At 59.5% G+C, this 24378-nt stretch carries 21 protein-coding genes; 7 read left to right on the top strand and 14 right to left on the bottom strand.

Annotated features, from left to right (window positions below):
- Positions 1 to 133 precede the first annotated feature (133 nt).
- Positions 134 to 613, bottom strand: coding sequence for a Mut7-C RNAse domain-containing protein (locus tag F568_RS22495; RefSeq protein ID WP_019018300.1), 480 nt, complete (start codon positions 611 to 613; stop codon positions 134 to 136).
- Between the two features lie 117 nt (positions 614 to 730).
- Between F568_RS22495 and F568_RS0108530 the strand changes: the two genes are divergently transcribed.
- On the top strand, positions 731 to 1639 hold the full coding sequence (locus F568_RS0108530) for a YihY/virulence factor BrkB family protein (RefSeq protein WP_019018299.1): 909 nt from the start codon (positions 731 to 733) through the stop codon (positions 1637 to 1639).
- Positions 1640 to 1642: 3 nt separating this feature from the next.
- On the opposite strand, the gene F568_RS0108525 is transcribed toward F568_RS0108530, so the two are convergent.
- The 3 genes from F568_RS0108525 to F568_RS0108515 form a co-directional block, all read right to left on the bottom strand.
- Positions 1643 to 2284: a DUF6064 family protein gene (locus tag F568_RS0108525; RefSeq protein WP_019018298.1), complete on the bottom strand. Its 642-nt coding sequence runs from the start codon at positions 2282 to 2284 to the stop codon at positions 1643 to 1645.
- 155 nt (positions 2285 to 2439) lie between these two features.
- Positions 2440 to 3387 carry an aldo/keto reductase gene (locus F568_RS0108520; RefSeq protein ID WP_019018297.1) on the bottom strand — a complete coding sequence of 316 codons (948 nt, stop codon included), beginning with the start codon at positions 3385 to 3387 and terminating at the stop codon, positions 2440 to 2442.
- Entirely contained in the window at positions 3384 to 3848 is a 465-nt protein-coding gene (locus F568_RS0108515; RefSeq protein ID WP_019018296.1) for a tellurite resistance TerB family protein, read from the bottom strand. Before F568_RS0108515 ends, F568_RS0108520 begins: the two co-directional genes overlap by 4 nt.
- A gap of 95 nt (positions 3849 to 3943) precedes the next feature.
- Here F568_RS0108515 and F568_RS0108510 point away from each other — a divergent pair, with 95 nt between their 5' ends.
- The gene (locus F568_RS0108510) at positions 3944 to 5014 is read left to right on the top strand and encodes a serine hydrolase domain-containing protein (RefSeq protein WP_019018295.1); all 1071 of its coding nucleotides are present in this window, start codon (positions 3944 to 3946) and stop codon (positions 5012 to 5014) included.
- 3 nt (positions 5015 to 5017) lie between these two features.
- Here the strand turns inward: F568_RS0108510 and F568_RS0108505 are convergent, their stop codons facing one another.
- From F568_RS0108505 to F568_RS0108495, 3 genes are all read right to left on the bottom strand, one after another.
- Positions 5018 to 6487 (bottom strand): phospholipase D-like domain-containing protein, encoded by a 1470-nt coding sequence (locus F568_RS0108505; protein ID WP_229804078.1) that lies wholly within the window; start codon positions 6485 to 6487, stop codon positions 5018 to 5020.
- Between the two features lie 141 nt (positions 6488 to 6628).
- Positions 6629 to 8239, bottom strand: a complete 1611-nt coding sequence (locus F568_RS0108500; protein WP_019018293.1) for a BCCT family transporter — start codon at positions 8237 to 8239, stop codon at positions 6629 to 6631.
- Between the two features lie 282 nt (positions 8240 to 8521).
- Positions 8522 to 8800: a peptidylprolyl isomerase gene (locus F568_RS0108495; protein WP_026300418.1), complete on the bottom strand. Its 279-nt coding sequence runs from the start codon at positions 8798 to 8800 to the stop codon at positions 8522 to 8524.
- 170 nt (positions 8801 to 8970) lie between these two features.
- Here F568_RS0108495 and F568_RS0108490 point away from each other — a divergent pair, with 170 nt between their 5' ends.
- Together F568_RS0108490 and thiI are read left to right on the top strand one after the other, a co-directional pair.
- Positions 8971 to 9588 carry a rhomboid family intramembrane serine protease gene (locus tag F568_RS0108490; RefSeq protein WP_019018291.1) on the top strand — a complete coding sequence of 206 codons (618 nt, stop codon included), beginning with the start codon at positions 8971 to 8973 and terminating at the stop codon, positions 9586 to 9588.
- 77 nt (positions 9589 to 9665) lie between these two features.
- A complete protein-coding gene (gene thiI / locus F568_RS0108485; RefSeq protein ID WP_019018290.1) occupies positions 9666 to 11135 on the top strand; it encodes a tRNA uracil 4-sulfurtransferase ThiI in 1470 nt (489 codons plus the stop codon).
- Here thiI and F568_RS0108480 read toward each other — a convergent pair.
- From F568_RS0108480 to F568_RS0108470, 3 genes are read right to left on the bottom strand one after another with little or no spacing between them, the layout of a single operon-like run.
- The gene (locus F568_RS0108480; RefSeq protein ID WP_019018289.1) at positions 11123 to 11890 is read right to left on the bottom strand and encodes an alpha/beta fold hydrolase; all 768 of its coding nucleotides are present in this window, start codon (positions 11888 to 11890) and stop codon (positions 11123 to 11125) included. The two genes, thiI and F568_RS0108480, sit on opposite strands and share 13 nt — an antisense overlap.
- Positions 11890 to 12432 carry a DUF421 domain-containing protein gene (locus F568_RS0108475; RefSeq protein WP_019018288.1) on the bottom strand — a complete coding sequence of 181 codons (543 nt, stop codon included), beginning with the start codon at positions 12430 to 12432 and terminating at the stop codon, positions 11890 to 11892. The genes F568_RS0108480 and F568_RS0108475 overlap by 1 nt, the downstream gene beginning before the upstream one ends.
- Before the next feature lie 57 nt (positions 12433 to 12489).
- On the bottom strand, positions 12490 to 14847 hold the full coding sequence (locus F568_RS0108470; RefSeq protein WP_019018287.1) for a DNA polymerase II: 2358 nt from the start codon (positions 14845 to 14847) through the stop codon (positions 12490 to 12492).
- Between the two features lie 399 nt (positions 14848 to 15246).
- Here F568_RS0108470 and F568_RS0108465 point away from each other — a divergent pair, with 399 nt between their 5' ends.
- The 3 genes from F568_RS0108465 (at position 15247) to metG (ending at position 19774) form a co-directional block, all read left to right on the top strand.
- Positions 15247 to 16452 (top strand): saccharopine dehydrogenase family protein, encoded by a 1206-nt coding sequence (locus F568_RS0108465; protein ID WP_019018286.1) that lies wholly within the window; start codon positions 15247 to 15249, stop codon positions 16450 to 16452.
- Positions 16452 to 17609, top strand: coding sequence for a carboxynorspermidine decarboxylase (gene nspC / locus F568_RS0108460; protein ID WP_019018285.1), 1158 nt, complete (start codon positions 16452 to 16454; stop codon positions 17607 to 17609). Before F568_RS0108465 ends, nspC begins: the two co-directional genes overlap by 1 nt.
- A gap of 122 nt (positions 17610 to 17731) precedes the next feature.
- Positions 17732 to 19774: a methionine--tRNA ligase gene (metG, locus tag F568_RS0108455; protein ID WP_019018284.1), complete on the top strand. Its 2043-nt coding sequence runs from the start codon at positions 17732 to 17734 to the stop codon at positions 19772 to 19774.
- Positions 19775 to 19862: 88 nt separating this feature from the next.
- Here metG and uxuA read toward each other — a convergent pair whose 3' ends face one another.
- The 4 genes from uxuA to F568_RS0108435 are packed head-to-tail and all read right to left on the bottom strand — an operon-like array spanning position 19863 to position 24371.
- Positions 19863 to 21041, bottom strand: coding sequence for a mannonate dehydratase (gene uxuA, locus F568_RS0108450; protein WP_019018283.1), 1179 nt, complete (start codon positions 21039 to 21041; stop codon positions 19863 to 19865).
- A gap of 2 nt (positions 21042 to 21043) precedes the next feature.
- A complete protein-coding gene (locus tag F568_RS0108445; protein ID WP_019018282.1) occupies positions 21044 to 22513 on the bottom strand; it encodes a mannitol dehydrogenase family protein in 1470 nt (489 codons plus the stop codon).
- A gap of 5 nt (positions 22514 to 22518) precedes the next feature.
- Positions 22519 to 23799, bottom strand: coding sequence for a TRAP transporter large permease (locus tag F568_RS0108440; protein ID WP_019018281.1), 1281 nt, complete (start codon positions 23797 to 23799; stop codon positions 22519 to 22521).
- Positions 23799 to 24371, bottom strand: a complete 573-nt coding sequence (locus F568_RS0108435) for a TRAP transporter small permease (protein ID WP_019018280.1) — start codon at positions 24369 to 24371, stop codon at positions 23799 to 23801. Before F568_RS0108435 ends, F568_RS0108440 begins: the two co-directional genes overlap by 1 nt.
- Between the last annotated feature and the right edge of the window lie 7 nt (positions 24372 to 24378).

Below are 24378 nucleotides of genomic sequence, written 5' to 3'. Positions count from 1 at the left end.
TACTGAGCTGGTGCTGACCAACGCTTTCGAAAATGCCAATAAAGAATAGAAGCGGGACATACGTGCTACGCCTACTCTATCTTTCTGTGTAATCGCTAACTTAGCGGCTAGAGCGGGCGGAACTTTAGCCAGGTTACAGCCATTCAGGCAACGCCTGCTGCAACGTTTCACGCATGCGCCAGGTGTGCGTACCGGGCCAGTAAACCCTAAGGCACCCTGGGCAACGCCATACTGGCCCGGGCAAGGTGCGGGCACGTCCGGGCTGCAAGGTGGCGGCTTCGTCCTCGGTGGCATGGCGCAGCGGTGTATTGCAGACCATGCAGCGGGTAAACAGGGCCGGTGGGGGCTCGAGCCGGCAGGTTTCAATGACTTGTCGCAATTGCTCGAGCGGAGCGTCCCGGGTGATCAATACCGAGCGCGCCGGTTGCAGATACTCAACGAGATGCCGGTCACGGGTCAGCAGGATACGCCCCTCGGTGTCGGCCAGGGCAACGAGTTCCGGGTCGTCGATGGCCGGATCGAAAACAGTGTCGAAGTCGAGCACCCGCAACCAGCGGGCCAGACGGCCGAGCATGGCATCGGCAAGAAACCGGGAATTCGTACGCATCGTCATATGTTGTCATGCCTCGACGGGATTGCCGGTTGCAAGGGCCAATGAACGACAGCCACTATGTCTTCATCTCAGTGTTGCATAATCGTCCCGACATACCGAAACGGCGGAATCATTTTGATGCGAGACAATGCCCCGCGGAACCGACGTCTCAGCAAGATCCTTCCCCACTTGGCTCGCTTTGCCCTGCGCGTGCTGCGCATGTTTTTCCATAACCGCGGCATATTGCTTGCCGGTGGGGTCGGGTACAGCGTGCTGTTGTCGGTCGTGCCCCTGTTTGCCGTACTCTGTGTATTACTGACCCACATCGTCAACGAACAGCAACTCCTGGCGATCATTTCGGTCCAGGCCCGCCATCTGGCTCCGGCTCATGCCGACATTCTTCTGGAAGCCGTACGTACCCTGCTGGACTCACGAGACGTGGTCGGCCTCGTCGGCACACTCGTACTGTTATTCTTCAGCTCCTTTGCGTTCCGCATGCTTGAGGATTCGATCAGCCTGATCTTTCACCAGCCCGAAGATCCGGCGAAACGGCGGTTTTGGGTTTCCGCCCTACTGCCTTACGCGTTCATGGTCATGCTCGGCGCCGGCCTGCTTGCCCTCGCCCTACTGGTGATACTGGCCAACGCCTTCAATGCGCTGATCATCGCCCTGTTCGGGATCGAGCTGCATTCCGCGCAACTGGCCACGGCATTGCTCAATCTGTTCAGCTTCCTGGGCATGTTCTTGCTGTTCAGCGCAATCTATAAAGTCATGCCCGTCATACGCATCGGTTATTACCGTGCCTTGGTCGGTGGCTTCGTGGCGGCGCTGCTATGGGAGGTCGTCAGATTGGGGCTGGTGTACTACTTCGCCAACATTTCGTTGGTCAATGCCGTGTACGGCTCCCTGGCCACCATCGTGGTGCTGTTGTTGAGCCTGGAAATCGGGTCGATCATCCTGCTGCTCGGCGCCCAGGTGATTGCCGAACTCGAGCGCAGCGCCAAGGCGGGGTTGCCCTGGTATCTAGACCCCAGCCGGCCCCGCTGACATTCAATTCCGGTGCTGCTGGCGCCATGCAAAAAGCGCCAGGCACAGCATGCTGGCCACAGGAAGCACAATGTCCTGCACCAACCCTAGCCACCATGCCAGCACACCGGCAATCAGCCCCCACCCCACGGGGATGAAGAACAGCAGGTACGTGTAGCGACCCGAGCCCATCAACAGCCCCCCCAAGGTAAACAGCAGTGTCGCCCCCGGCGCCATGGGAAAGTAACGCAGACTCTGCCACGTTTGCCCCATCGCTAGATCGACCAATGGATAGCCAAACAAGGCATAACTCAGCACTCCCAGACCAAGCATGCTCGGCATGTCGCGGGCCGCTCGGTAACGCGGTCGCGCCTTGGCGGTGGCAATGGTGAACAGCACAGCCTGACTCACGAACATGACGGCATAGTACGGTGCTGCGAAATTGAACGGGGCAAAATGCACCAGATGAAAGCCGACCCCCGTCCAGGCCCAGGCCAGCGCCAGAACTCCATTCATCAAACGGGAAGTGGTGACGCTATCTGGCCGTCTGAAGACCATGACGGCTGCAGCCAGAGCAAGCACGTAAAAGCCCAGTTGAACCGGCCATACCGCCTGATTGAACTGCGCGAAGATAGCGAACAGGATTTCGATGGAATATGGCAGCATGACGCAGACCTAGATTCTGTCGGCTAACGATAGCCAGACGAGAAAAATTTCGGCGATAAAACGAGTTTACACAGCATGATGAGCATTGGTCGGACTCGCCTACGAATCGATTAGCAACGCTGTCTGGACAAGCGTGGGCACTTCACAGATAGAACCTAGATTTGCTCGACGTAACGGACCATCCGTTCTCGCATCGCTTGATCAGGCTGTCGACCATACATCGCTCCGGTGTCTTCACGCATATGATCGACCCGGGTGGTGGCAGGAATCGTGCAAGTCACGTCCGGGTGCGAAACGATGAACTTGAGAAGGAATTGCGGCCAGTTCGCGCAGTCAATCTCGTCTGCCCAATCCGGCAGCGGCTTGTCCTGATAACGTTCTATTAACCGCTTCTGGCGAAACGGGCGATTGGCGATGACCGCAATGCCACGCTCCCTGGCCAGAGGCAAGAGGGTATCTTCGGGCTCACGGTCCAGAATGTTGTAAGTCAATTGCACGAAGTCGATGGGCTCGTTGCGCATGATCGACATAAGCTCATCGTGACGGCGTCCGTGCGAGGTCGTCACCCCGACATAACGAATACGGCCCTGCGCCTTGTCGTCCAGCAATTGTGGCAAGTGGGTACGCCAGTCGACCAGGTTATGCACCTGCATCAGAGCGAATGTCTCGACACCCCACAGCCGACGCGACTCAGCCATCTGGGCAGCACCGTCATCCGCCATGCGCGTCCAGACCTTGGTTGCCGCAAACAGATCGTCTGGCTCGCCAAGCTTCTCCAGGCAATACCCGACCACGGATTCCGACGTGCCGTACATGGGCGACGAATCGATGATACGTCCACCCTGCGCGAACAGCTCGGCGACGATCTCGGCGCGCTGGGCCCGCATGGCCTCTAGCTCTCCTACGTTGAAGGTGATCCAGGTGCCCATGCCGACCGCCGGAATCCGCTCCCCTGTGGCAGGGATCGGCTTCATCAAAGGCTTTTCGCGCTCTCCCGGCTGCGCCCGCAGGAACGGTGACCAGCCCAATGCCACCGCAGCACCGCTGCTGGCCAGGCCGTACAGCACGTCGCGCCGGCCCAAGGTAAGTCCCTTCCAGCTCATACGCCCGCTCCGTCGCGCCCTTCCTGGACACGCAACTTGGTACGGATGAAGTCGCTATGACGTACGAAGAGCAGGTCGGCCAGCTTACGGATGCGATGCTCCTCAAGCGCATCCAGTGCGTCATCAGCGTAGGCGAGGCGCCACATCAATTCGACCAGTTCCACCTTGTCGGCATAGTCGTAATGCTCGTTGACCAGACGCACGAACTGGAAATGATCTACGGCCTGCTCGGCCTCCTCGGCGGCAAGGTCCATTAATTCGTCGACTGCAGCACGGTCCAGGGCAAAGCGTGTTTGAAGCATGTTGCGCAGCGCATCGATCTCTGACGCCCCGGTCTGGTAGTCGGCCCGCACTACCTCGCACAGCAGGGCAGCGGTTGCCAGTTCCAACGTTAGGACGCGTTGCGCGTCGTCCTGAGGCGCCAGGGTACGATTGAAAAACTGCTGAATGGCATCAAGCATCAGTACTCCTACCCTTAATGTCAGGATGGCCGCGATTACGGCCTCAAGTCGTTGGACCGCGTTGGGATGAAAGGTTCGCCAGCAAAGGAAGCACCATGCTCGCCATTTCGTATCGTCTGTTCCCTTATAGTAAAACCTTATTGTGTCTGCTGGCCGGGGGGATGCTGACCGCGTCGCCTGTCTGGGGTCAGAGTGGCGACAAGGTCTCCAGCCTGCCCTCCGCCGCCCTTGATGACGCCGTGTCGCGAGCGGCGTCGCTGCCACGGTTGCACAGCCTGTTGGTGGCTCATCACGGCGAGAATGTCATCGAATATACCGCCGAAGGAGAAAGCCTGAGCGAGCCCACCAACATCAAATCGCTGGCGAAAAGCGTCATGTCCGCCATGGTCGGGACTGCCATCCAGCGAGACGTAATCGAGAGCGTCGACCAACCGATCGTCGAGTTGCTGGGGCAGCGCGTGCCCGACGATGCCAGTCCGGGCACCGATAACATCACAGTAGGACACCTACTATCCATGCAGGCCGGTCTGGAGCGCACCTCGGGACCGAACTACAGTGCCTGGGTGGCCAGCGACAATTGGGTGAACTACGTACTGACACGCCCCTTCGTCGCCGACCCCGGCGGACAGATGCTCTACTCCACCGGTAACACACATCTGTTGTCCGCGGCGCTGACGGTTGCCACCGGCCGCGACACCCACGCCTTGGCCCAGGATTGGCTGGGCGAGCCATTGAATATCGCCATCCCGCCCTGGACCCAGGATCCCCAGGGCATCTACATGGGAGGCAACCAGATGGCGCTGTCCCCACTCGCGATTCTCAGGTTCGGCGAGATGTATCGCCAAGGCGGAACCATCGATGGCAAGCGCATCCTGGATCGGGATTGGATCGAGGCCTCGTGGACACCGCGTACACGATCGGTGTTCAACTTCGATCAGTACGGTTATGGCTGGTTCATTACCGAGTTGGCTGGCGAGGACGTCTACTACGGCTGGGGCTACGCCGGGCAAATGCTTTATGTCATTCCTGACCTTGGCCTGAGCGTAGTGATGACATCCAACCCTAACCCACCGTCGCCAGGACAAAGCTACCTGAAAGCCCTGGAAGCCATCGTTGCCGAGGTATTGATTCCGGCTGCGCAGGAAACCCGCTCTGCGGAAAGCTAGCTGTCAGAACGTCGACAGACCCGTAGCCTCCATCAATCGGTACTGCCAGTAACGCCAGCGCGACACGTCGGCATAGGTAGGATAAGGCACGCTCAGGCGCTGTCCCTCCGCGTTGTGCCAATAGCGATCGAACCATCGCGTGGCATCGGCAATGGCTGGCGTTTCCTTCGAAGCGACAAGGCGGACGTTGGTTTCCAGATTCAGGTCATCGAGATTGCGCCGCGTGAAGTTGGCCGAGCCGAGATGAAGCACTGCGTCCCCACTGAGAGAGCGTTTCAGCAACACCTTGGCGTGACACTGTTCACCGTTGGTCGCACACCAACGCACCGGAATCCCCGCCTCATGCAATTCGGCCGCCACCGGCCGGTTAGGGATGCCGGACTTCTCGAAGCCGAAGGCATCCTTGTTAGGATCGAGCAAAACCCTCACCTGCACGCCACGCGCCTGGGCACTCTTCAACGCGTCAACCAGGTCACGATGCGCCAGATAAAACGTAGCGATATCGATGCGGTCGCCGGGCTCGGCACTCTGCACGGCGATGACCAGTGCATCGCCGATCTTACCTTCGGTCAGCAGTTGCAGGCGCGGCCCTCCGGGAGCCACCGCCCCCTTCAACTGCAGCGGATCGAAATCGATATCATCGCCAGACAGATGCGCCACGGCACGCTCACTTTCGAGCAGTTCTGCCACGGCCGGGCCTTGGAAACGCAGGGCCACGTTGCCATGCATGCTACTGGCGTCGTGCGGGTTGGCCGAGGTCACCACTCCCACCCAATCCTCACCAGCATCGGCAACCAGCGTCTTGCGATGGTTGGCCTTGAAGTTGGCCATGGCCAGGTAGCTGCGTAAGGTCACCTGCCCAGGCCCCAGCCGGTTGTCCAGCCAGCCACCTTCCGCGGTGTTGCTCAGCCACTGACAGCACCAGTACCACAGCCCCGACCAGGTCGGATTGGAGGCGCGCAACTCGGTAAGATCGGTGACGATCAGCTTTACGCCTGCCGCCCGTAGTGCGGTTAAATGCTCTAGCGTAAGTCCACCGTACATCGTATTGAGTGGGTCGGTGATGACCACTGCCTCCAGCCCCGGCATCTGTGCCTTGCGCTCGATCAGGGCCCGGGCGAGCTGTGCCGACAGCGGCCGGTAGTCGCCGTTTGCTTCGCCAGCGAAGTCGTTGAACAGGAACATATCCAACACTACCAGGCGCTTGGCCTGATTGATCAGACGCAGCATCTCGTCAAAGATGGCCTGCTCGGACTGCCGATTGCCCTCGGCGTCGAGATAAGTGACATCGGCTAAGAACGCCACGTCGGATACCGGCAACAACGGCGAGGCGACACTAATACCGTCGGGCAAGGGCTTGAAGGATTGATAGATAGCCATGCCGAGATACGCGACGAGCAACACGAGCAGCCAAGGGTAAAACCGTTTCCGCCGTTTCACCGCGGGCCTGTCCGGTGTTTTCCATCTCGTCACTGTTAGGCTCCTGTCGTTAACGTAGTCGCTGATGGTGCGCAGTATACGCGTTACCGGCGACGCACAACGAACAGGAAGGAGGCGAAGCCCAATCCTGCTTATCCGGGCCCGCATCCATTACGTTTTGGCCAGAGCCGCTTCCTATAGTTCGCCTACGCTGGGAGGGTCACCTACCTTGGGCTTGCTGATACTTTCGCTCTTCAGAGCGCGTAACAGAGCAAAGACCATCGCGAACACCAGAAGGAAGATAGGAAGACCGAGCACCGTGATGACCTGCTGTAGTGCATTGAGCCCGGCCTCGCCCGCCAGCACGATGAGCATGGCGGCCACCACGCCTTCGGAAACGCCCCAGAACACTCGCTGACGTACGGGGCCGGGGTCGGCATCGCCGGTACATAGCATGTCGACGACCAGTGAGGCGGAATCCGACGAGGTCGCAAAGAAAATCGCCACTATGACGACCGCCAGGCCCTGAACAAGGGTCGTTAAGGGAAAGTGCTCAAAGAACGCGAACATCGCCAACGGCACACTTTCTTCCACTGCCTCTGATAGCACACCCGCCTGCTCACCGAGGGCGGCGCGTGCTTGCGCCCCTATGCCATCAATTTCCATGGCGGACCAGCCGAAGATCGCGAACCAGATCAACGTGAACATTGACGGGGCGAACAGGACGCCGAGCACAAACTGCCGGATGGTTCGTCCTTTCGATATGCGCGCAACAAAAATCCCGATGAATGGCGACCAAGACACGGTCCAGGTCCAGTAGAAGACTGTCCAGTTTCCCTGCCAGCCCCAGCCCCCATTCTCCGATGTGTATTGCGCGAGCATGTCGTTCCAGAACGCCATTGGGACGAGGTTGGAGCCGTAAATAGCCACTGTCTCGACGATGCCTCTCAATAGGAAAACCGTCGACCCGGTAATCAGCACGAAGACCATCAACGCCGTAGCCATACCGATATTGATGTTGGATAACCGCCTCACACCTTTATCGAGGCCCACCACGATCGAAGTGACGGCAATGCCGGTAAGAATGGCGATGATGATTACCTTGGACGTCACCGAGTCGGCAACACCGGTGAGCTCTGTCAGCCCGGCATTGATCTGCGATGTGCCAAGCCCGACCGACACCGCAACACCGAACAAAGTGCCCAGTACGGCGAAGATATCGATGGTCTTCCCTATGGGGCCGTAAATTCGATCATGCAGGAGCGGATAAAACACCGAACTGACACGAACCGGCAGTTCATAGCGGTAAATGAAATAAGCGAAGGCCAGCCCGGGCAGTGTAAAGATCGTCCAGGTGTGCAGCCCCAGATGATAGATCGAGAACCCCATTGCATCCCGGGCTGCCTCGACCGTATAGGGTTCGACACCATCGTACGGCGGATTGGAGAAATGAGAGATGGGCTCGGCAACGCCCCAGAACATCAGCACAGTCCCGATCCCACCGGCAAACAGCATAGTGAACCACGAAAGGTTACTGTATGCAGGTTTGGCATCCTGACCGCCCAAGCGAATCCGGCCATGCCGACTCATGGCTATCCAAAGCAAGAAGAGCAGCCAGGAATTCACGCCAAAGATGAAGAACCAGCCGAGATTGGTGACGACCCAAGACCGGCCACTGGCGAAAATATCGCGAATTTGCTCGGGTGCCACCAATAGAGCAATCAGAAAAACGATCATGCACCCGGCCGACACGAAAAAAATGGTCGGATCGGTACGCAGCCCAAGGCGCTTGGCTAGCTGTTCCATATGGCAACCTCGCATCATGATTGTTCTGAGTCACGATCTGCTGGCAGCTTGTCACTCACGATCGTGTACTCGTCCGTCATCGGCGATCATTCTTGGTAAGTTGCTTGAGCTTCGCCTACCGGCACTCCTCCTACCTCGGACACTGCCTATCCAAGGACATCCAACACTACGCCACCAACCCAGCATGGTTCGTTCACGGGATTGCGTCCAACTGGCGAGGTGCATAACGCAAGAAGCCGCATGCGGAGCATTCCACATGCGGCTTCTTGGTTGAGCCAGGCATTACGACCGCTGGGTGATTTCCAGCAGATGATAGCCGAACTGGGTCTTGATCGGTCCGTGGACGGTATTCAGATCACCGTTGAACACGACCTGATCGAACTCCGGCACCATCTGGCCCTGGCTGAACGTACCCAGATCGCCGCCACTGCGCCCCGACGGGCAGGTAGAGTGCTGCTTGGCGACCTCTGCGAAATCGCGTCCATTTTCGATCTCGTTCTTGAGCTCTTCACATTTTGCTTCGCTGTCCACCAGAATGTGGCGTGCGCTTGCTTGGGGCATGGTGTAACTCCTGTCGATGTCGGTGTCGTAGAAAACCGCCTGCATCCTGACCTCACGACGCCCGCCTGACAAGCCTTTGACTCAGGCAGCAGCAAGGCGACCACGGTAGCCATCTGGCATGATGAAGATAATCGACGCTATGGATAGCCCACTCTTGAATGGAGACTGACATGCTGGATCTGACTCAAGCCCCGATTACTTTGGTGTTGCTGATCGCCAATGTGGTCGTCAGCTTGTACGTGCTACATCGACGCCCGCAGCTCATCGAGCAGTTGTCGTTTCGCCCGGATCGCATTCGGCGAGGACAATTATATCGTCTGGCGACCGCCGGTTTCGTTCACGTCAATGGCGCTCACCTGCTGGTCAACATGCTCACGCTGTACTTCTTCGGCCCGCTGCTGGAGTACGTGCTGGGCCCGATCGGTTACCTGATCCTCTATTTCGGCTCGGATCTGGCAGCACACGGCCTTTCGATGCTTTTCCATTATCGCAACGCTCGCTATTCAGCAGTCGGTGCCTCGGGAGCAATCAGCGGCCTGGTATTCGCCTTCTGTCTCTACGCGCCTTTCGAGATGCTCTACATCTTCTTTGCCATCCCTATCCCGGCGATTTTCTTTGCCATTGGTTTCGTGGCGATCTCCATGTATGCGATGCGTCGTCGTGACCCGCACCGCGCCGGGGGCCTGGCACACGAAGCTCACCTGGGCGGGGCACTGGGGGGTGTGATCATCACGATCCTGCTGGATTCTTCGGCCCTGCCGCGCTTTCTTCACCAATTGGGGATGTAGCGGTTGGGGTGGGCACGTGGAGGCATAGGACTCGACTTGTTACCATCACGAGCCCACCCGCCACCGACCTCAGCGGCATGCGATATCGAATCAAGCTATTTCCGGAAATCACCATCAAGTCTCGCCCCGTACGTAAGGAGATGGTGCGCTGCCTACGTACTAACGTTCGTAACACCCTTGAGGGCCTCTCTCCCGGCATCCGTGTGGCCGACTGCTGGGATGCGCTGGAAGTTCGTCCACGTCACATCCTCGATGCGCCCACACGCGACGCGCTGGAAGCCGGCTTGACCCGGATCTCCGGTATCCATGAAGTACAGGTGGTGGAAACCCATGCCTTCGTCTCTTTCGAGGATACCGCCGCTAGGCTGGTACCGTTGTGGCGCGACACTCTGGCAGGCCGGCGCTTTCGTGTGCGGGTCAAGCGAAGTGGCCATCATGGCTTCACTTCGGAGGATCTGGAACGTCACTTGGGCCATGCCCTGCTCAACGCGGCCAAGGGGGCAACGGTAGATCTCAGGCAGCCTGACGTTGAGGTGCGCATCGAGCTCAAGGGTAACCGACTGATCTTGGTTGCCCGGCGCCTGCCGGGGCTTGGCGGCTACCCGCTAGGCACTCAAGGCCAGGCCTTGGCATTGATCTCAGGCGGCTACGACTCGCCGGTCGCTGCCTGGCGGCTGCTGCGCCGAGGGCTCAAGACCCATTTCCTGTTCTTCAATCTTGGCGGACCGGCCCACGAGAAAGGCGTACGTGAAGTCGTTCATCACCTCTGGCAACGCTACAGCGCTTCGCACCGGGTCAATTTCGTTAGCGTTCCCTTCGAGGCCATCGTTAGCGAGATACAGCGCAGCGTACCGGCCGGGCTGGCCGGCGTGGTGCTCAAGCGCATGATGCTGCGTGCTGCCAACCGAGTAGCGGCCAGAGCGCGCATCCCGGCATTGGTTACCGGCGATGCCTTGGCGCAGGTTTCCAGCCAGAGCCTCACCAACCTGAGCCTGATCGACGCCGTCAGCGAGAGGCCGATCCTGCGACCCCTGATTGCCAGCGACAAGCAAACCATCATCACCGATGCACGACTCATCGGCACTGACCGCTTTGCCGAGCAGTTGCCCGAATACTGTGGTGTGATCTCCAAACGCCCCAACGTGCGCCCGCATGCGATTCAGATCGAGCGCGCCGAGACAGCATTTGATTTCGCGGTACTCGATGATGCAGTAGCAAACTCGACCGTGACGCGTGTCGACCGGTTAATGGACTCGCCCAAGCCCTTGCCCCAAGTCCAGGAAATAGACACGCCTGAAGGGCTGATAGCGGCAGACGATGTCACCGTGATCGACATCCGGCACCCCGACGAACGCGACGCCCAACCGCTCGAACTGCCCCGCGGCGAGCCGCTGGCGATTCCCTTCTTCGAATTGATGTCGCGCGCAGAGACGCTACCTAGCGACCGCCGTTACCTGCTCTATTGCGCCCAAGGTGTAATGAGCCGGATGCAGGCAATGCAATTGGCCGAGCGAGGAATGAGGCAGTTCGGGGTCTACCGAGCCTGAAATTCGGTATTTTGTGGCGTCAGGAACGCTCGCATGATTTCCGCGACGCGCCCGGGGGCGCTGAACTGCACGGCATGCCCCCAGCCAGAAATCGTTTCTACCTGGGCAGTGCTATGCAGGCGCGCCGCTTCGTCCAGCCAGCGCCGCGGAGCAACGGGGTCGAACTCGCCGCGCACCAGCAACAGGGGTTGGTTCAGCAACGGCAGCTTGTCCTCGATGCGATACGCAAACATGGCCTGCAACTCAGGCACGGCCCGCCAGCCCATCCGTAGGTAATCCCGCGCTACCACCGGGATCAAGGCCAGCCGTTCGAAGGGGATATCGGCCATGAAACGCGGTAACTGCGCATGCAGGCTACGCTTTGCCGGGTCCATTGTCGGACCGATGAGTACCAGCCGCTCAATACGGTCCGGCTCATAGGACGCCGCCTCGACCGCCACTTGGCAGCCCAGCGACTGCCCGACCAATACGACCCGCTCAAGTTGCATCACTTTCAGCCAGCCCAGTAATACCTGGGCCAACGCCTCAATGGATTGCATTTGCCCCTTGCCCGGACTGTGTCCGTGCCCTGGCAGGTCCGGTGCGTAAACGTCAAATGACGTGGCCAGATGTTCCATGATCGGCAGAAAATATCGGCTGGATACACCCAGCCCATGCACGAGTACGACCGACACCCGATCCTGCGATGGCTGGCCAACGGCGCTGCGATAGAACAAGCGCTGTCCGCACGCTTCGATCCAGTGCTTGCTCGTCATTATCCGTTCGGCCTGTCATAGCGCCCAGGGCGCACCACATCGGACAGGCTCGACGCTTCACCGCTTGTGCCCTGCGGAACCACACTGAACGAGCCATCGGTCTCCAGCACCACGGCGTGGGCCTCATCCATTGAGGCCATGCCGTTGGATCTTACCGCAGCTCGTATCTCCTCTTCAGTGACTCGCGCCCGCTTTAGCGCCGTCGGCAAACATTGCCCTTGATAGAACAGCAGCGCAGGCTCACCCGTGACGATTTGGCGCACCCAAGGCACACGCACACTGGTCCAGGTCACGATGAATTGCATGCCGATCAGTAGCGCAAATGCCACCACGCCTTGGCTAAGAGTCACGCTCTTGCTGAGGATGACCGAAGCTAGCGTCGAACCCAGCGCGACGGTAACCACCAGATCGAAAGCATTCATTTTCGACAGCGTGCGCCGCCCCGAGATTCGCAGCAACACAACCAGGCTTGCATAGGCGAGCATGCCGAGAATTCCGGTGCGCCACACTGCCTGCCAGCTATCGAAAAAGATCATATCCATGCTTTTCTCCCGGTTGATAAATCAGGATTAGCGTAGTTCAGTCACGATCCGGTCTCGCTAAAATAGGCCAAGTTGACGGTCGATCAGAGAGTCGAAGGTATCACCGACGAACGGCAGGATCGCATCGGCCACCGGCTGCAACTGGCGAGTCAGGTAGTGCTGGTAATCGATGGGAGAGCGTTGGACTTCCAGTGGCTCTGGCCCGGCCATCGTGATCACGTAGCTGATCCAGCCGCCATTCTGATACTGACGAGGCCGACCCAACCGGGTGTTGTGCTCATCGGCCAGCCGGGCCGCCCGTACATGAGGCGGCACATTGCGCTGGTAATCGGTGAGCTTGCGACGCAGGCGCTTGCGATAGATCAACCGCTCGTCGTACTCCCCGGCCAAAGTGCGACTGACGTAGTCGCGCACGAAGTCTCGGTAGGGTTCATTCAGAAAAACGAGCCGATAGAGTTCTTGCTGGAACATTTTGGCCAGCGGTGACCAGTCAGCACGCACAGCCTCCAACCCCTTGAAGGCCAATCGGTCGCTTCCGTCGGGTTCCCGCACCAGCCCGGCATAACGCTTCTTGCTGCCCGCTTCGGCCCCGCGAATGGTCGGCATCAGAAAGCGCCGGAAATGCGTCTCGAGCTGCAGCTCCAGGGCACTCGTCAAGCCGTACTCCTGCTGAAGAAACGCTTGCCACCAGCGATTGACGTTCTTGACCAAGGTCTGACCGATGCGTGCAGCCTCGTCCTCGCCATGCTCTCGGCCTAACCACACGAATGTTGAATCGGTATCACCATAGATAACGGTATAACCCTCGGCTTCGATCAGCTCGCGTGTGCGCTTCATGATGTCATGGCCGCGCAGGGTAATTGATGACGACAGGCGTGGGTCGAAGAAGCGGCAACCACGGGCACCCAGCACGCCGTAGAAGGAGTTCATGATGATCTTGAGTGCCTGGGCCAGTGGCACGTTACCTTCGCGCTTGGCCGCCTCACGGCCCTGCCACACCCGTTCCACCATGTCGGGCAATGCATGGCGCGTGCGTGAAAAACGCGCGCCGCGAAAGCCGGGCACCGTATCGTCTTTCGGCTCGCCAAGCCCCTGCACCAGCCCGACCGGGTCGATCAGAAACGTGCGAATGATCGAGGGATAGAGGCTCTTGTAATCCAGTACCAGTACCGAGTCATAGAGACCGGGCCGCGAGTCCATGACAAAGCCGCCGGGGCTGTTCTCGCCTCCCTGCGTCCCCAGACTGGGAGCGACGAAGCCGAGCCGATGCATGCGCGGCAAGTAGAGGTGCGAGAATGCCGCCACCGAGCCGCCACTGCGATCGGCGGGCAGACCGGTCACAGAGGCTCGCTCGAGCAGAAAGTCGATCAGAGCGGTTTTTTCGAAGATGCGGGTGACCAGTTCGCAGTCCTTGAGGTTATAACGGGCCAGCGCCGGCTTGTCCTCAGCGAACATGCGCTTGATGTCGTCCATGCGCTGGTAAGGGTTATCGATGGCCTTGCCCTCGCCCAGCAGCGTTTGCGCGACGTTCTCCAGGCTGAACGACGTGAAGCTCCAGGTCGCCGAACGCAACGCTTCGATACCATCGATGATCAGGCGCCCCGGCATGGATGCAAAGAAGTGGTTGGCATTGCTGCCATGCGCTCGCCATTCCATGGGCTCGCCATTCCGCCCCAGCAGTAGCGGCACACCTAACGTTTCGGCATGGCGCTGAAGGATGCGCAGGTCGAACTGCACAACGTTCCAGCCAATGATCGCGTCAGGATCGTGACGTGCCATCCAACCGTTGAGCCGCCGCAGCAAGGTCTCGCGACTCTCGCAATATTCCAGGGTAAAGCCGAGCGTTTCCTCGCCCAGCCCATTCGAAGGTCCCAACATATAGACTTGGCGCTGACCGCAGCCCTCCAGTGCGATGGAATACAGCTCGCCACGCTCACTGGTCTCGATGTCCAACGAGACCAGTGTCAGCCGGGGGCGGTAGTTCGGTGCAGGCTTGAGTTGCGCCTCGACTAACCCATCGTCCGCTGTCTCTCGACCAGTGAAGACAACCGGCGCGGTAATGAAACGCTCCATCAAGTAGCGCTCCGGCGGGCGAACATCGGCCTCGTACGCCTCGATACCCGCTTCACGCAGGCGCCGCTGCAGATTCATCAGCTGGCGATACTGACGACAATACAGGCCAAGCACCGGGCGATGATCGAAGTCGCAGAGATCCAACGGGCGAAGCTCGACACCTTGCTCACTCTGGAGCAGCCTCTCGGCCTGCATTCGCTGATCGGCGGGAATGAACGTCACAGAACTCTGCACAGGGAGGCTGACGTAGCGCGGGCCGGCATCCGTCGCCAGCCAAAACGACACTACGGTGCCCTCAGGGGTGTCTTGCCAATGACGGGTCAGCACAAAGCCTTGTTGCACAGTGATAATTCGTTGGAGAGAGTTATCGGCCATGGTACCGGGAATCAAAAGGCTTGTCGCAACAGAGGGACAGGGTCGTTTCTAGCCTTTTTGGCGATGCTGCACGCGCTAGAACCAAGCCTTGGTTTGTCAGATAGCGCCGTGTCATCGCATCTCAACGAGGTATGTTTACATTGTTAGTGAAAAAGACTTGAGCCCTGCCCTGGAGTTGGCCATTATCGGCGCCCTCTTGCCAGGCTCCTCGGGGCCGGGTGAGGCCATGACGGAGTGACACCGGGCCGGGGATGCGCTCGTTGTTCATTACCGACTAGGCTGTGTCTGAGCAATCGGCAAACGAGCCTGTTCTGGGCAGAGCCTAGATTCGACCACTATTGAACTTTCCGATCTGGAGGCGAACGCATGAGCAAAGCCTTGATTATTGGCGCCGGCGGCGTCGGTGGTGTCGTGACTCACAAGTGCGCGCAGCACCCCGAGGTGTTCCACGAAATTTGTCTGGCCAGCCGCAACGAAGCGAAGTGCAAGGCGATTGCCGACCAACTGGACCGCCCCATCCAGACGGCGCAGGTCGACGCCGATGACGTCGAGGCGCTGGTCGCGCTGATCGAGTCTTTCAAGCCTGATGTACTGATCCATGTGGCCCTGCCCTATCAGGACCTGACCATCATGGAGGCCTGTCTGCGCACCGGCGTGCCCTACCTGGACACTGCCAACTACGAGCATCCGGACGAAGCCAAGTTCGAATACAAGGAACAGTGGGCGTTCCAGGAGCGTTTCGCCAAGGCCGGTAACATGGCCACGCTGGGCTGCGGCTTCGACCCCGGCATGACCAATATATACTGCGCCTACGGCCAGAAGAACCTGTTCGACGAGATCCACCGTATCGACATCCTGGACGCCAATGGCGGCGACCATGGCTATCCGTTCGCTACCAACTTCAACCCAGAGATCAACATTCGCGAGATCACCGCGAATGGCCGCTACTGGGAAAAGGGCGAATGGAAGGAAACTGCGCCGCTAGCCGAGAAGCGCACCTTCGACTTTGACGGTATCGGCGAGAAAGACATCTACCTGCTCTATCACGAAGAGCTCGAATCGCTGTCCCAGAACATCAAGGGGCTCGAGCGCATCCGCTTCTGGATGACCTTCTCCGATAAGTACATCACGCACCTGAAGGTGCTGGAAAATGTCGGCATGACCAGCATCGAGCCGATCAACGTCAACGGCTGCGAGATCTCGCCGCTGCAATTCCTCAAGTCAGTGCTGCCTGACCCGGCGTCGCTCGGCCCGCGTACCAAGGGCAAGACCAACATCGGCGTGATTCTCGACGGCATCAAGGACGGCAAGCGCCGCAAGGTGTACATCTACAACATTTGCGACCACGAGGCCAGCTATCAGGAGGTCAAGTCCCAGGCGATCTCATACACCACCGGTGTCCCCGCCGTGACGGGTGCCATGTTGATGCTGCAGGGCATCTGGAAAGGCGAAGGCGTATTCAACGTCGAACAGCTCGATCCGGATCCGTTCATGGAGCGCATCGGCGACATGGGGTTGCCGTGGCAGATGGTCGAGCTCGACCCCAACGATGATCCGCTGGCTGGTTCGTGATGGCGGAGACGACATACCCCTTCGACATAAACGCCTGCCCGTCGCCGGCCTACGTGGTCGACGACGCCCTGCTACGCCGTAACCTGGAACGCCTGAAGACGGTCCAGGAGCGTAGTGGAGCGAAGATCCTGCTCGCCCTGAAAGGCTTCGCCATGTGGGACACCTTTCCGCTGGTGAGCCAGTATCTGGTGGGCACGACCTCCAGCGGGCAGGATGAAGCTCGCCTCGGCGCCGAAACTTTCGGCGGCGAAGTGCACGTCTATTCACCGGCGTTCACCGAGCCGGAGATGGACGTGGTGCTGCACTATGCGGACCACATCAGCTTCAACTCGCCGCGGCAGTGGCAGCATTTTCGTGACAAGGTTGCGGCGGCGCCACGCCAGATTTCCTGCGGGCTACGGGTCAACCCCGAGCACTCCACAGGCGAAGTCGCCATCTATGACCCCTGTGCACGAGGCTCACGGCTCGGCACCCGGGCTGTGGACGTCAGCCCAGACGTTGTGGACGGTCTGGACGGGCTGCACTTCCATACGCTCTGCGAGCAGAACAGTGACGCGCTGGAAGCCACGCTCGAGGTATTCGAAGCCAAGTTCGGCCAGTATTTGCCAAACCTGCACTGGGTGAATTTTGGCGGCGGTCATCACATTACCCGTGCCGATTACGACATGGATCGGCTGGTCCGGATAATCCGTGATTTCAAGGCGCGCTATCCGCACTTGGAAGTTTATCTGGAACCGGGTGAAGCCATTGCCCTGAACACCGGCTTTTTAGTGTGCAGCGTGCTGGATATCGTCGACAATGACGGGCCTATCGCCATTCTCGACACCTCCGCCACCGCACATATGCCAGACGTGCTGGAAATGCCCTACCGGCCCGAGATCATTGGCGCCGGCGAGCCGAACGAGAAAGCCTACACCTACCGCTTGGGCGGCACTACCTGCCTGGCCGGTGACGTGATCGGCGACTACTCGTTCGACAAGCCACTCGAAATCGGCGACCGACTGATGTTCACTGATATGGCCCACTACACCATGGTCAAGACCACCACCTTCAATGGTATCCGTCTACCGGCTATCTGCCGGGTCGACGAGACGAGCCGCGAGGTGCGCACGGTCAAGACCTTCGGTTACGTGGACTATATGCAGCGCTTGAGCTGAACCATGTGTGGGGCGGGCTTGCGGCCGCCCCACGGATGCACCCAGCGGCCAAGCGGGCTACAATCGCCTTTTCGTCCTTGTCGACGCCCGAATTCTTCGTTTCTTTCAGTCACAGAGCCGCCATGCCCACTACCGCCAACGCCAAGCGCAAGATCCTGGTCACCAGTGCCCTGCCCTATGCCAACGGCTCGATTCATCTGGGCCACCTGCTGGAATATATCCAGACCGATATCTGGGTCCGCTTCCAGAAGAGTCGCGGCAACGAGTGTCACTACGTGTGTGCCGACGATGCCCATGGCACCGCGATAATGCTACGCGCCGAGCAGGAAGGTATCACCTCGGAGCAGCTGATCGAGCGCGTCTCTCAGGAGCATCAGGCGGATTTCTCGCGCTTCGGTGTCGCTTTCGACAACTATCACTCGACCCACTCGGAAGAGAACCGCCTGCATAGCGAGCGCATCTATACCGCGCTACGCGATGCCGGCCACATCTCGACCCGTGACATCGAGCAGATGTACGACCCGGTCAAGGGTCTGTTCCTGGCCGATCGCTTCATCAAAGGCACCTGCCCGAAATGCAAGACGCCGGACCAGTACGGCGACAATTGCGAGGCATGCGGCGCAACCTATACTCCTGCGGAGCTGATCGACCCGGTCTCGGCGATCAGCGGGGCTACCCCGGAAGTCCGCAGCTCTACACACTACTTCTTCAAGCTGCCCGACTTCGAGGAGTTCCTGAAGCGCTGGACCCGTGCCGGCCACGTACAGCCGCAGATTGCCAACAAGCTGCAGGAGTGGTTCGAGGCCGGGCTGAACGAGTGGGATATCTCACGCGACGCCCCCTACTTCGGCTTCGAGATTCCGGACGCCCCGGGCAAGTATTTCTATGTGTGGCTGGACGCCCCCATCGGTTACCTGGCCAGTTTCCAGAGCCTGTGCGAGCGCGAAGGCATCGACTTCGACAGCTATTGGAGGAAGGATTCCGACGCCGAGGTGTACCACTTCATCGGCAAGGATATCGTCTACTTCCACGCCCTGTTCTGGCCAGCAATGCTCGAAGGTGCCGGCCTGCGCACACCGACCGCCATCAACTGCCACGGCTTCGTCACCGTCAACGGCGCGAAGATGTCCAAGTCGCGTGGCACCTTCATCAAGGCCGGGACTTACGCCGAATACCTGAACCCGGAATACTTGCGTTACTACTTCGCGGCCAAGCTGACTTCGCGGGTCGATGACCTCGACCTGAACCTGGAGGACTTCGCCTACCGCGTGAACTCGGACCTGGTCGGTAAAGTGGTCAACATTGCCAGCCGCTGTGCCGGGTTCGTCAAGAAGCTCGGCGGTGGCAAGCTTTCCGAAACCTCGGCAGAGCCCGAATTGCTGGCCCGCTTCATCGCGGCGGGTGACGAGATTGCCGACGACTTAGAAGCCCGCGAGTTCGGCCGCGCCATGCGCAAGATCATGGAGCTGGCGGATGAGGCCAATACCTACATTGCGGACAAGGAACCATGGGCCTTGGCCAAGCAGGATGGCCGTGAGCAGGAAGTACTCGCGATCTGCTCTGTGGGCATCAACCTGTTCCGCCAGCTGATGGTCTACCTGGCCCCGGTGGTCCCGGCCATGGCCGATGAGGCGCGCGCCTTCCTGAATCTCGAGAGTCTTGACTGGCATACCCGCCACGACGTGCTGGAAAACCACGCGATCAATAAGTTCAAGCCGCTGATGACCCGCATCGAGCGCGACAAGATCGATGCCATGATCGAAGCCTCCAAGGAGGATCTCGCGGTGGAAAAGAAACTCAAGGAAACCCCGAAAGGCCCGCTGGCCGAATCACCCATTGCCGACGAAATCGCCTTCGATGATTTTGCCAAGGTGGACCTGCGTATCGTACGTATTGCCAAGGCAGAGTATGTCGAGGGTGCTGATAAATTGCTCAAGCTAACCCTGGATTTGGGCGGCGAGACTCGCACGGTGTTTTCCGGCATCCGCTCGGCCTACGCCCCGGAGGCGCTGGAAGGGCACCTGACGGTGATGGTAGCCAACCTCGCACCACGCAAGATGCGTTTTGGCGTCTCTGAAGGCATGGTGCTGGCCGCAGGTGACGGCAATGGCATCTACCTATTGGAGCCACACAGTGGCGCCGAGCCGGGCCAGCGTGTGACCTGAAACAGGCTTTCTGAGACAAAAAAACGCGCGGCTTGATGGCCGCGCGTTTTTTGTAGACAGGCAATTGCTTGGCGTTTCATGCCCGGTTTTACAAAGACAGGCGTCGAATGGCGGTCTCGACGCCACGCAGCTCGGCCAACCCCTTGAGACGACCGATAAGCGGATAGCCAGGGCGCGTGTTGCGCCGCTGGTCGTCTAGGATATGGTGGCCATGATCAGGCCGGAGCGGCAACCGCGGCCCGCCCTCGCGCTCACGGCGGCGCTCCTCGTCCACGAGCAGCTTGACCACTGACACCATGTCCACATCCCCGCCAAGATGTTGCGCTTCGTGGAAGGACCTCTGATCGCTCGCCTCACGCTGGGTAGCGCGCAGGTGAGCAAAGTAGATTCGGGAGGCGAAACGCTGCCCCATGGCCACCAGATCGATGTCTGCGCTGACACCATACGAGCCCGTACAGAAAGTCAGCCCGTTGGCCGGACTCGGGACTGCATCCAGAATCCACTGGGCATCCTCTGGCGAGGACACCACGCGCGGCAGGCCCAACAGTGGCCGAGGCGGATCGTCAGGATGAATGGCCAGACGAATACCGGCCTCCTCGGCAACCGGAACAATGGCACGCAGGAAATGCCCTAGATTTTCACGCAGGCGCTCGGCGTCGATCGACTCATAGTCAGCCAGCACATCACGAAAACGCGCCAAGGTGTAATGCTCCTCAGCACCGGGCAGGCCTGCAATGATGTTGTTGATCAGCTGATTACGGGCTGATTCGTCGAGGCCATCAAGATATGTCCGAGCCTTGGTCTTTTCGGTATCGCTGTATTCTCGCTCGGAGCCGGGGCGCTCAAGCAGGTACAGGTCGAAGGCGGCGAATGCAGTCTGGTCGAAACGCAGTGCCGTGCCACCTTCCGGCAAGGGCCAGGCCAGGTCGGTACGTGTCCAGTCAAGCACCGGCATGAAGTTGTAGCAGACCACGTCGATGCCGCACTCGGCGAGATTGCGCAACGTCTGCTGGTAGCGAGCGATATAGGTCTCGTAGTCGCCCCGCCGCTGCTTGATATCCTCATGCACCGGCACGCTCTCGACTACGGACCAGCTCAGGCCAGCATTCTCGATCAGTCGCTTGCGCTCAGCAATGGCGTCTACGGGCCATACCTGGCCGTTGGGAACGTCGTGCAACGCAGTGACGATCCCTGAGGCACCGGTCTGGCGAATGTCGCCCAACGTAATAGGATCGCCGGGTCCGAACCAGCGCCATGTCTGTTCCATGCTTAGCTCCTAGAAACCAGTTGATCGAAATCATCCAAGGTAGCGACAACGCCTCGCGCTGTTAGCGAGCGGTAAGCAGCCAGCACAGGCTGGGTAAATCGCCCATCCAGCGCCAGCGCTTTCGGAAAGACAGCTTCCAGTCCCAGAAACGCCGCGACCAGAGCTTCGTCCGAGTTGGCGTGGCGACGATGGAGTTCGGCAAACGTCTCCGCCATGGGGTCATCGACTGCGTGTAACTGTCCATGCAGATCGCGGCCTTGGGTATAACGTATCCATGCCGCCACACCCAAGGCAGTGCAAGCGATGTCGCCGCCTGCGGCGAGCCGCGATTGTGCTCCAGCGAGCCAGCGCTGCGGCAGCTTCTGCGACCCGTCCATGGCAATCTGATGGGTGCGGTGTCGTAGGCTGTCATTGGCGAAACGCGCCAGCAAACGCTCGGCATACGTTTCAAGATCAGTTCCGGGTGGCATAGCCAATGTCGGTGCCGCCTCGTCCTGCATGTAGCGTTTCAGCAAAGCGGCGATGTCATGTCGGCTGACAGCATCGGCCACGGTCTCGACGTCATCCAGCGCGCCCAGGTAGGCCAGCAGCGAATGGCTGCCATTGAGCATACGCAGCTTCATCGCCTCGAACGGAGCCACGTCGTTGACCATCTCGACGCCGTCACGCTCCCAGTCGGGACGCCCCTGCGGGAAATCGTCTTCGACCACCCATTGGCTGAATGCCTCGCAGACCACCGCGGCGGCATCGTCGATACCCAGATCGGCAAGGCGAGTAAAGTCCTGTTCGGTCATGGCCGGAACGATGCGATCCACCATGCTGCTGGGAAAGGCGACATCAGTAGCGATCCATTCGGCCAACGCCGCATCGCGCTGACACGCCAGATCAATTACGGCTTGCCGGGTGCGCTTGCCATTGTCCGGCATGTTGTCACAGGAAAGCACAGTGAATGCAGGAATCCCTGCCCTATGTCGACGAGCCAAGGCCTCGACCAGCATGCCCGGTGCAGTGCACGGCGATTCGGGCTTTTCGATGTCGTGAATGATGGCCGGATCGTTGACCATCAGAGTGCCTTCGGCGGGACTCAGATAATAGCCCTTCTCCGTTACCGTCAGGGTAACGATACGCACCTTGGGGTCACTCATACGGTCCAGCAGCGCTTCTCGACCAGGGCCATCTTCGCCCGCATACAGCGTCTCGCGAATGGCCGCGACCTCTCGAAGCGTTACATGCTCACTGTCGGTGTACTCTGCGACATGATAACGCTGGCCCTGAGCGCGCAACTGCTCGACCAGCCGCCAGTTGGAACGGATGTTGGCGCTGCTGATCCCCCAGCCGCTGCTACCGCCGTGACGCGCCAGGTGCTGCTCGAGATAGACCGCCTGGTGGGCGCGATGGAATGCCCCCAGACCAAGATGAACGATGCCGATGTCGGCTTGGCCATAGTTGCTGGGCACGGTATCTGGTGACATAGCGTTCATTCCCCCATCAACAGATTGGGCAGCCACATCGAGAGCGCCGGGATGTAGGAAACCAGCATCAGGACTACCAGGTTACAGATCAGGAACGGGACGATGGCTTTGGCCACGCTCAGCATTGGCAGCTTGCCAATGCCGGAAACGATGAACAGGCATACCCCAACCGGTGGCGTAGTTAGCCCAATCATAAGGTTGAGTACCGCCATCAGCGCGAAGTGAATCGGGTCCATGCCAACCCCCGTTGCCACGCCCAGCAAGGCGGGAAACAGAATGATCAGGGCGGCGATGGTTTCCATGAACGATCCCACTACCAGCAGGATCAGGTTAAGGATCAGTATCACCACAATCGGGTTGTCGCTGATGGCGAGGATGCCATCGGCCAGCATTTGAGGTATCTGCTGGCTAGTCAGGATCCAGCCGAACAGATTGGCCAACCCAACCAGCAGCATCAGCGAGCCCGAGGTCAGCACGGTATCGACAAACAGCTTCGGCAGGTTGCGCCAAGTGAGTCCCTTGTAGACGAACATGCCGATGACGAAGGCGTAAAGACTGGCAACGATCGACGCCTCAGTGGGCGTAAAAACCCCACCAATGATGCCGTAGAGAATGATGAAGGTCATCAGCAGCGCCCAGAACGCACTACGGCCTTCCGCAACGAGTTCTCGCAGGGTAGAACGGCGCTCGCGCGGATAACCGCGGCGTACGGCCAGAATGTACACGGTGATCATCATGGCCAGTCCCAGCAGCAGTCCAGGAATGGCGCCAGCAAGGAACATCTTGCCGACCGACACGCCGGACAGCGAACCGGCAATGATCATCGGCACACTGGGCGGAATTATCGGGCCTACCGTCGAGGAAGCGGCCGTCACTGCCGCGGCAAAGGGCTTATCGTAGCCCGAGCGTGCCATGCCCGGAATCATCACCGAGCCGATGCTCGCCGCGTCGGCCACGGCAGTGCCGGAAATGCCGCCGAAGATCATCGACCCGCCGACGTTGGCAAGACCCAGACCTCCCCGAATATGCCCCATCAGGGCGTTGGAAAAACGGATGATATGGTCAGTGATGTTGCCGACATTCATCAGGTTGCCGGCCAGCACGAAACCGGGAATGCACAGCAGCACGAAGGAGTCGATGCCGGCATACATCTTCTGCGGCACTATCGTCAGCGAGATACCCTCGAGCAACAGATAGCTCAGCGACGCTATCCCCAGGCAAAAGGCGATGGGTACCCCGATAAGCAGCAGTACCAGAAAGACGCTGAACAGAACGATGACTTCCATTACGAGGCCTCCTGACGGCGAGGCTGTGGCCCACGGACTATGGCCGTGATGGCTTCAATGATTCCGATCCCGCCGTAGAAAGCGGTCAGTCCGAAAAGAAAAACTGTCGAGAAAAAGACATAACGCATGGGCAATCTCAGGGTCGGTGACGTCTGAAAGGCGCCAATCTGGGCGAACTGCCAGGCGTAGGGCACCATTATCAGAGCAAACCCGCCGACTACCAGGCAGACCAGGCCGCGATAAGCCAACTGAGCACGGTATCCCAGGAACTGGTGGAACAGCTCGACGTTGACGTGCCGGTTGTGACGCAACACCAGCCCCGCCGACAGGGCTACCATGTAAATGAACAGATAGCGCGACAACTCCTCGGTCCATGCCGGGGAACTGGGAAGCGCCACGCGGGCGACAATCTGCAAAACCACTACTGCAGCGATCCCCAGCAGGGCAAGCGAAGCCAGCAAGGCGAACAGTTTGTCCAGCCAGCGCAGCAACTGGCCAGCTCTACCTCCCAGCGGTGGGATCGTGGCAATGGCGAGCGGGGTATCCGCCAGTGCCGAGTCGGATTCGCTCATGGTCACC

Origin of the sequence: Modicisalibacter luteus DSM 23508 (assembly GCF_000378505.1) — a bacterium.
GTDB lineage: Bacteria > Pseudomonadota > Gammaproteobacteria > Pseudomonadales > Halomonadaceae > Modicisalibacter > Modicisalibacter luteus.
Note: the sequence above shows the minus strand (reverse complement) of the source record. Positions and strands in the feature narration are given on the sequence as shown.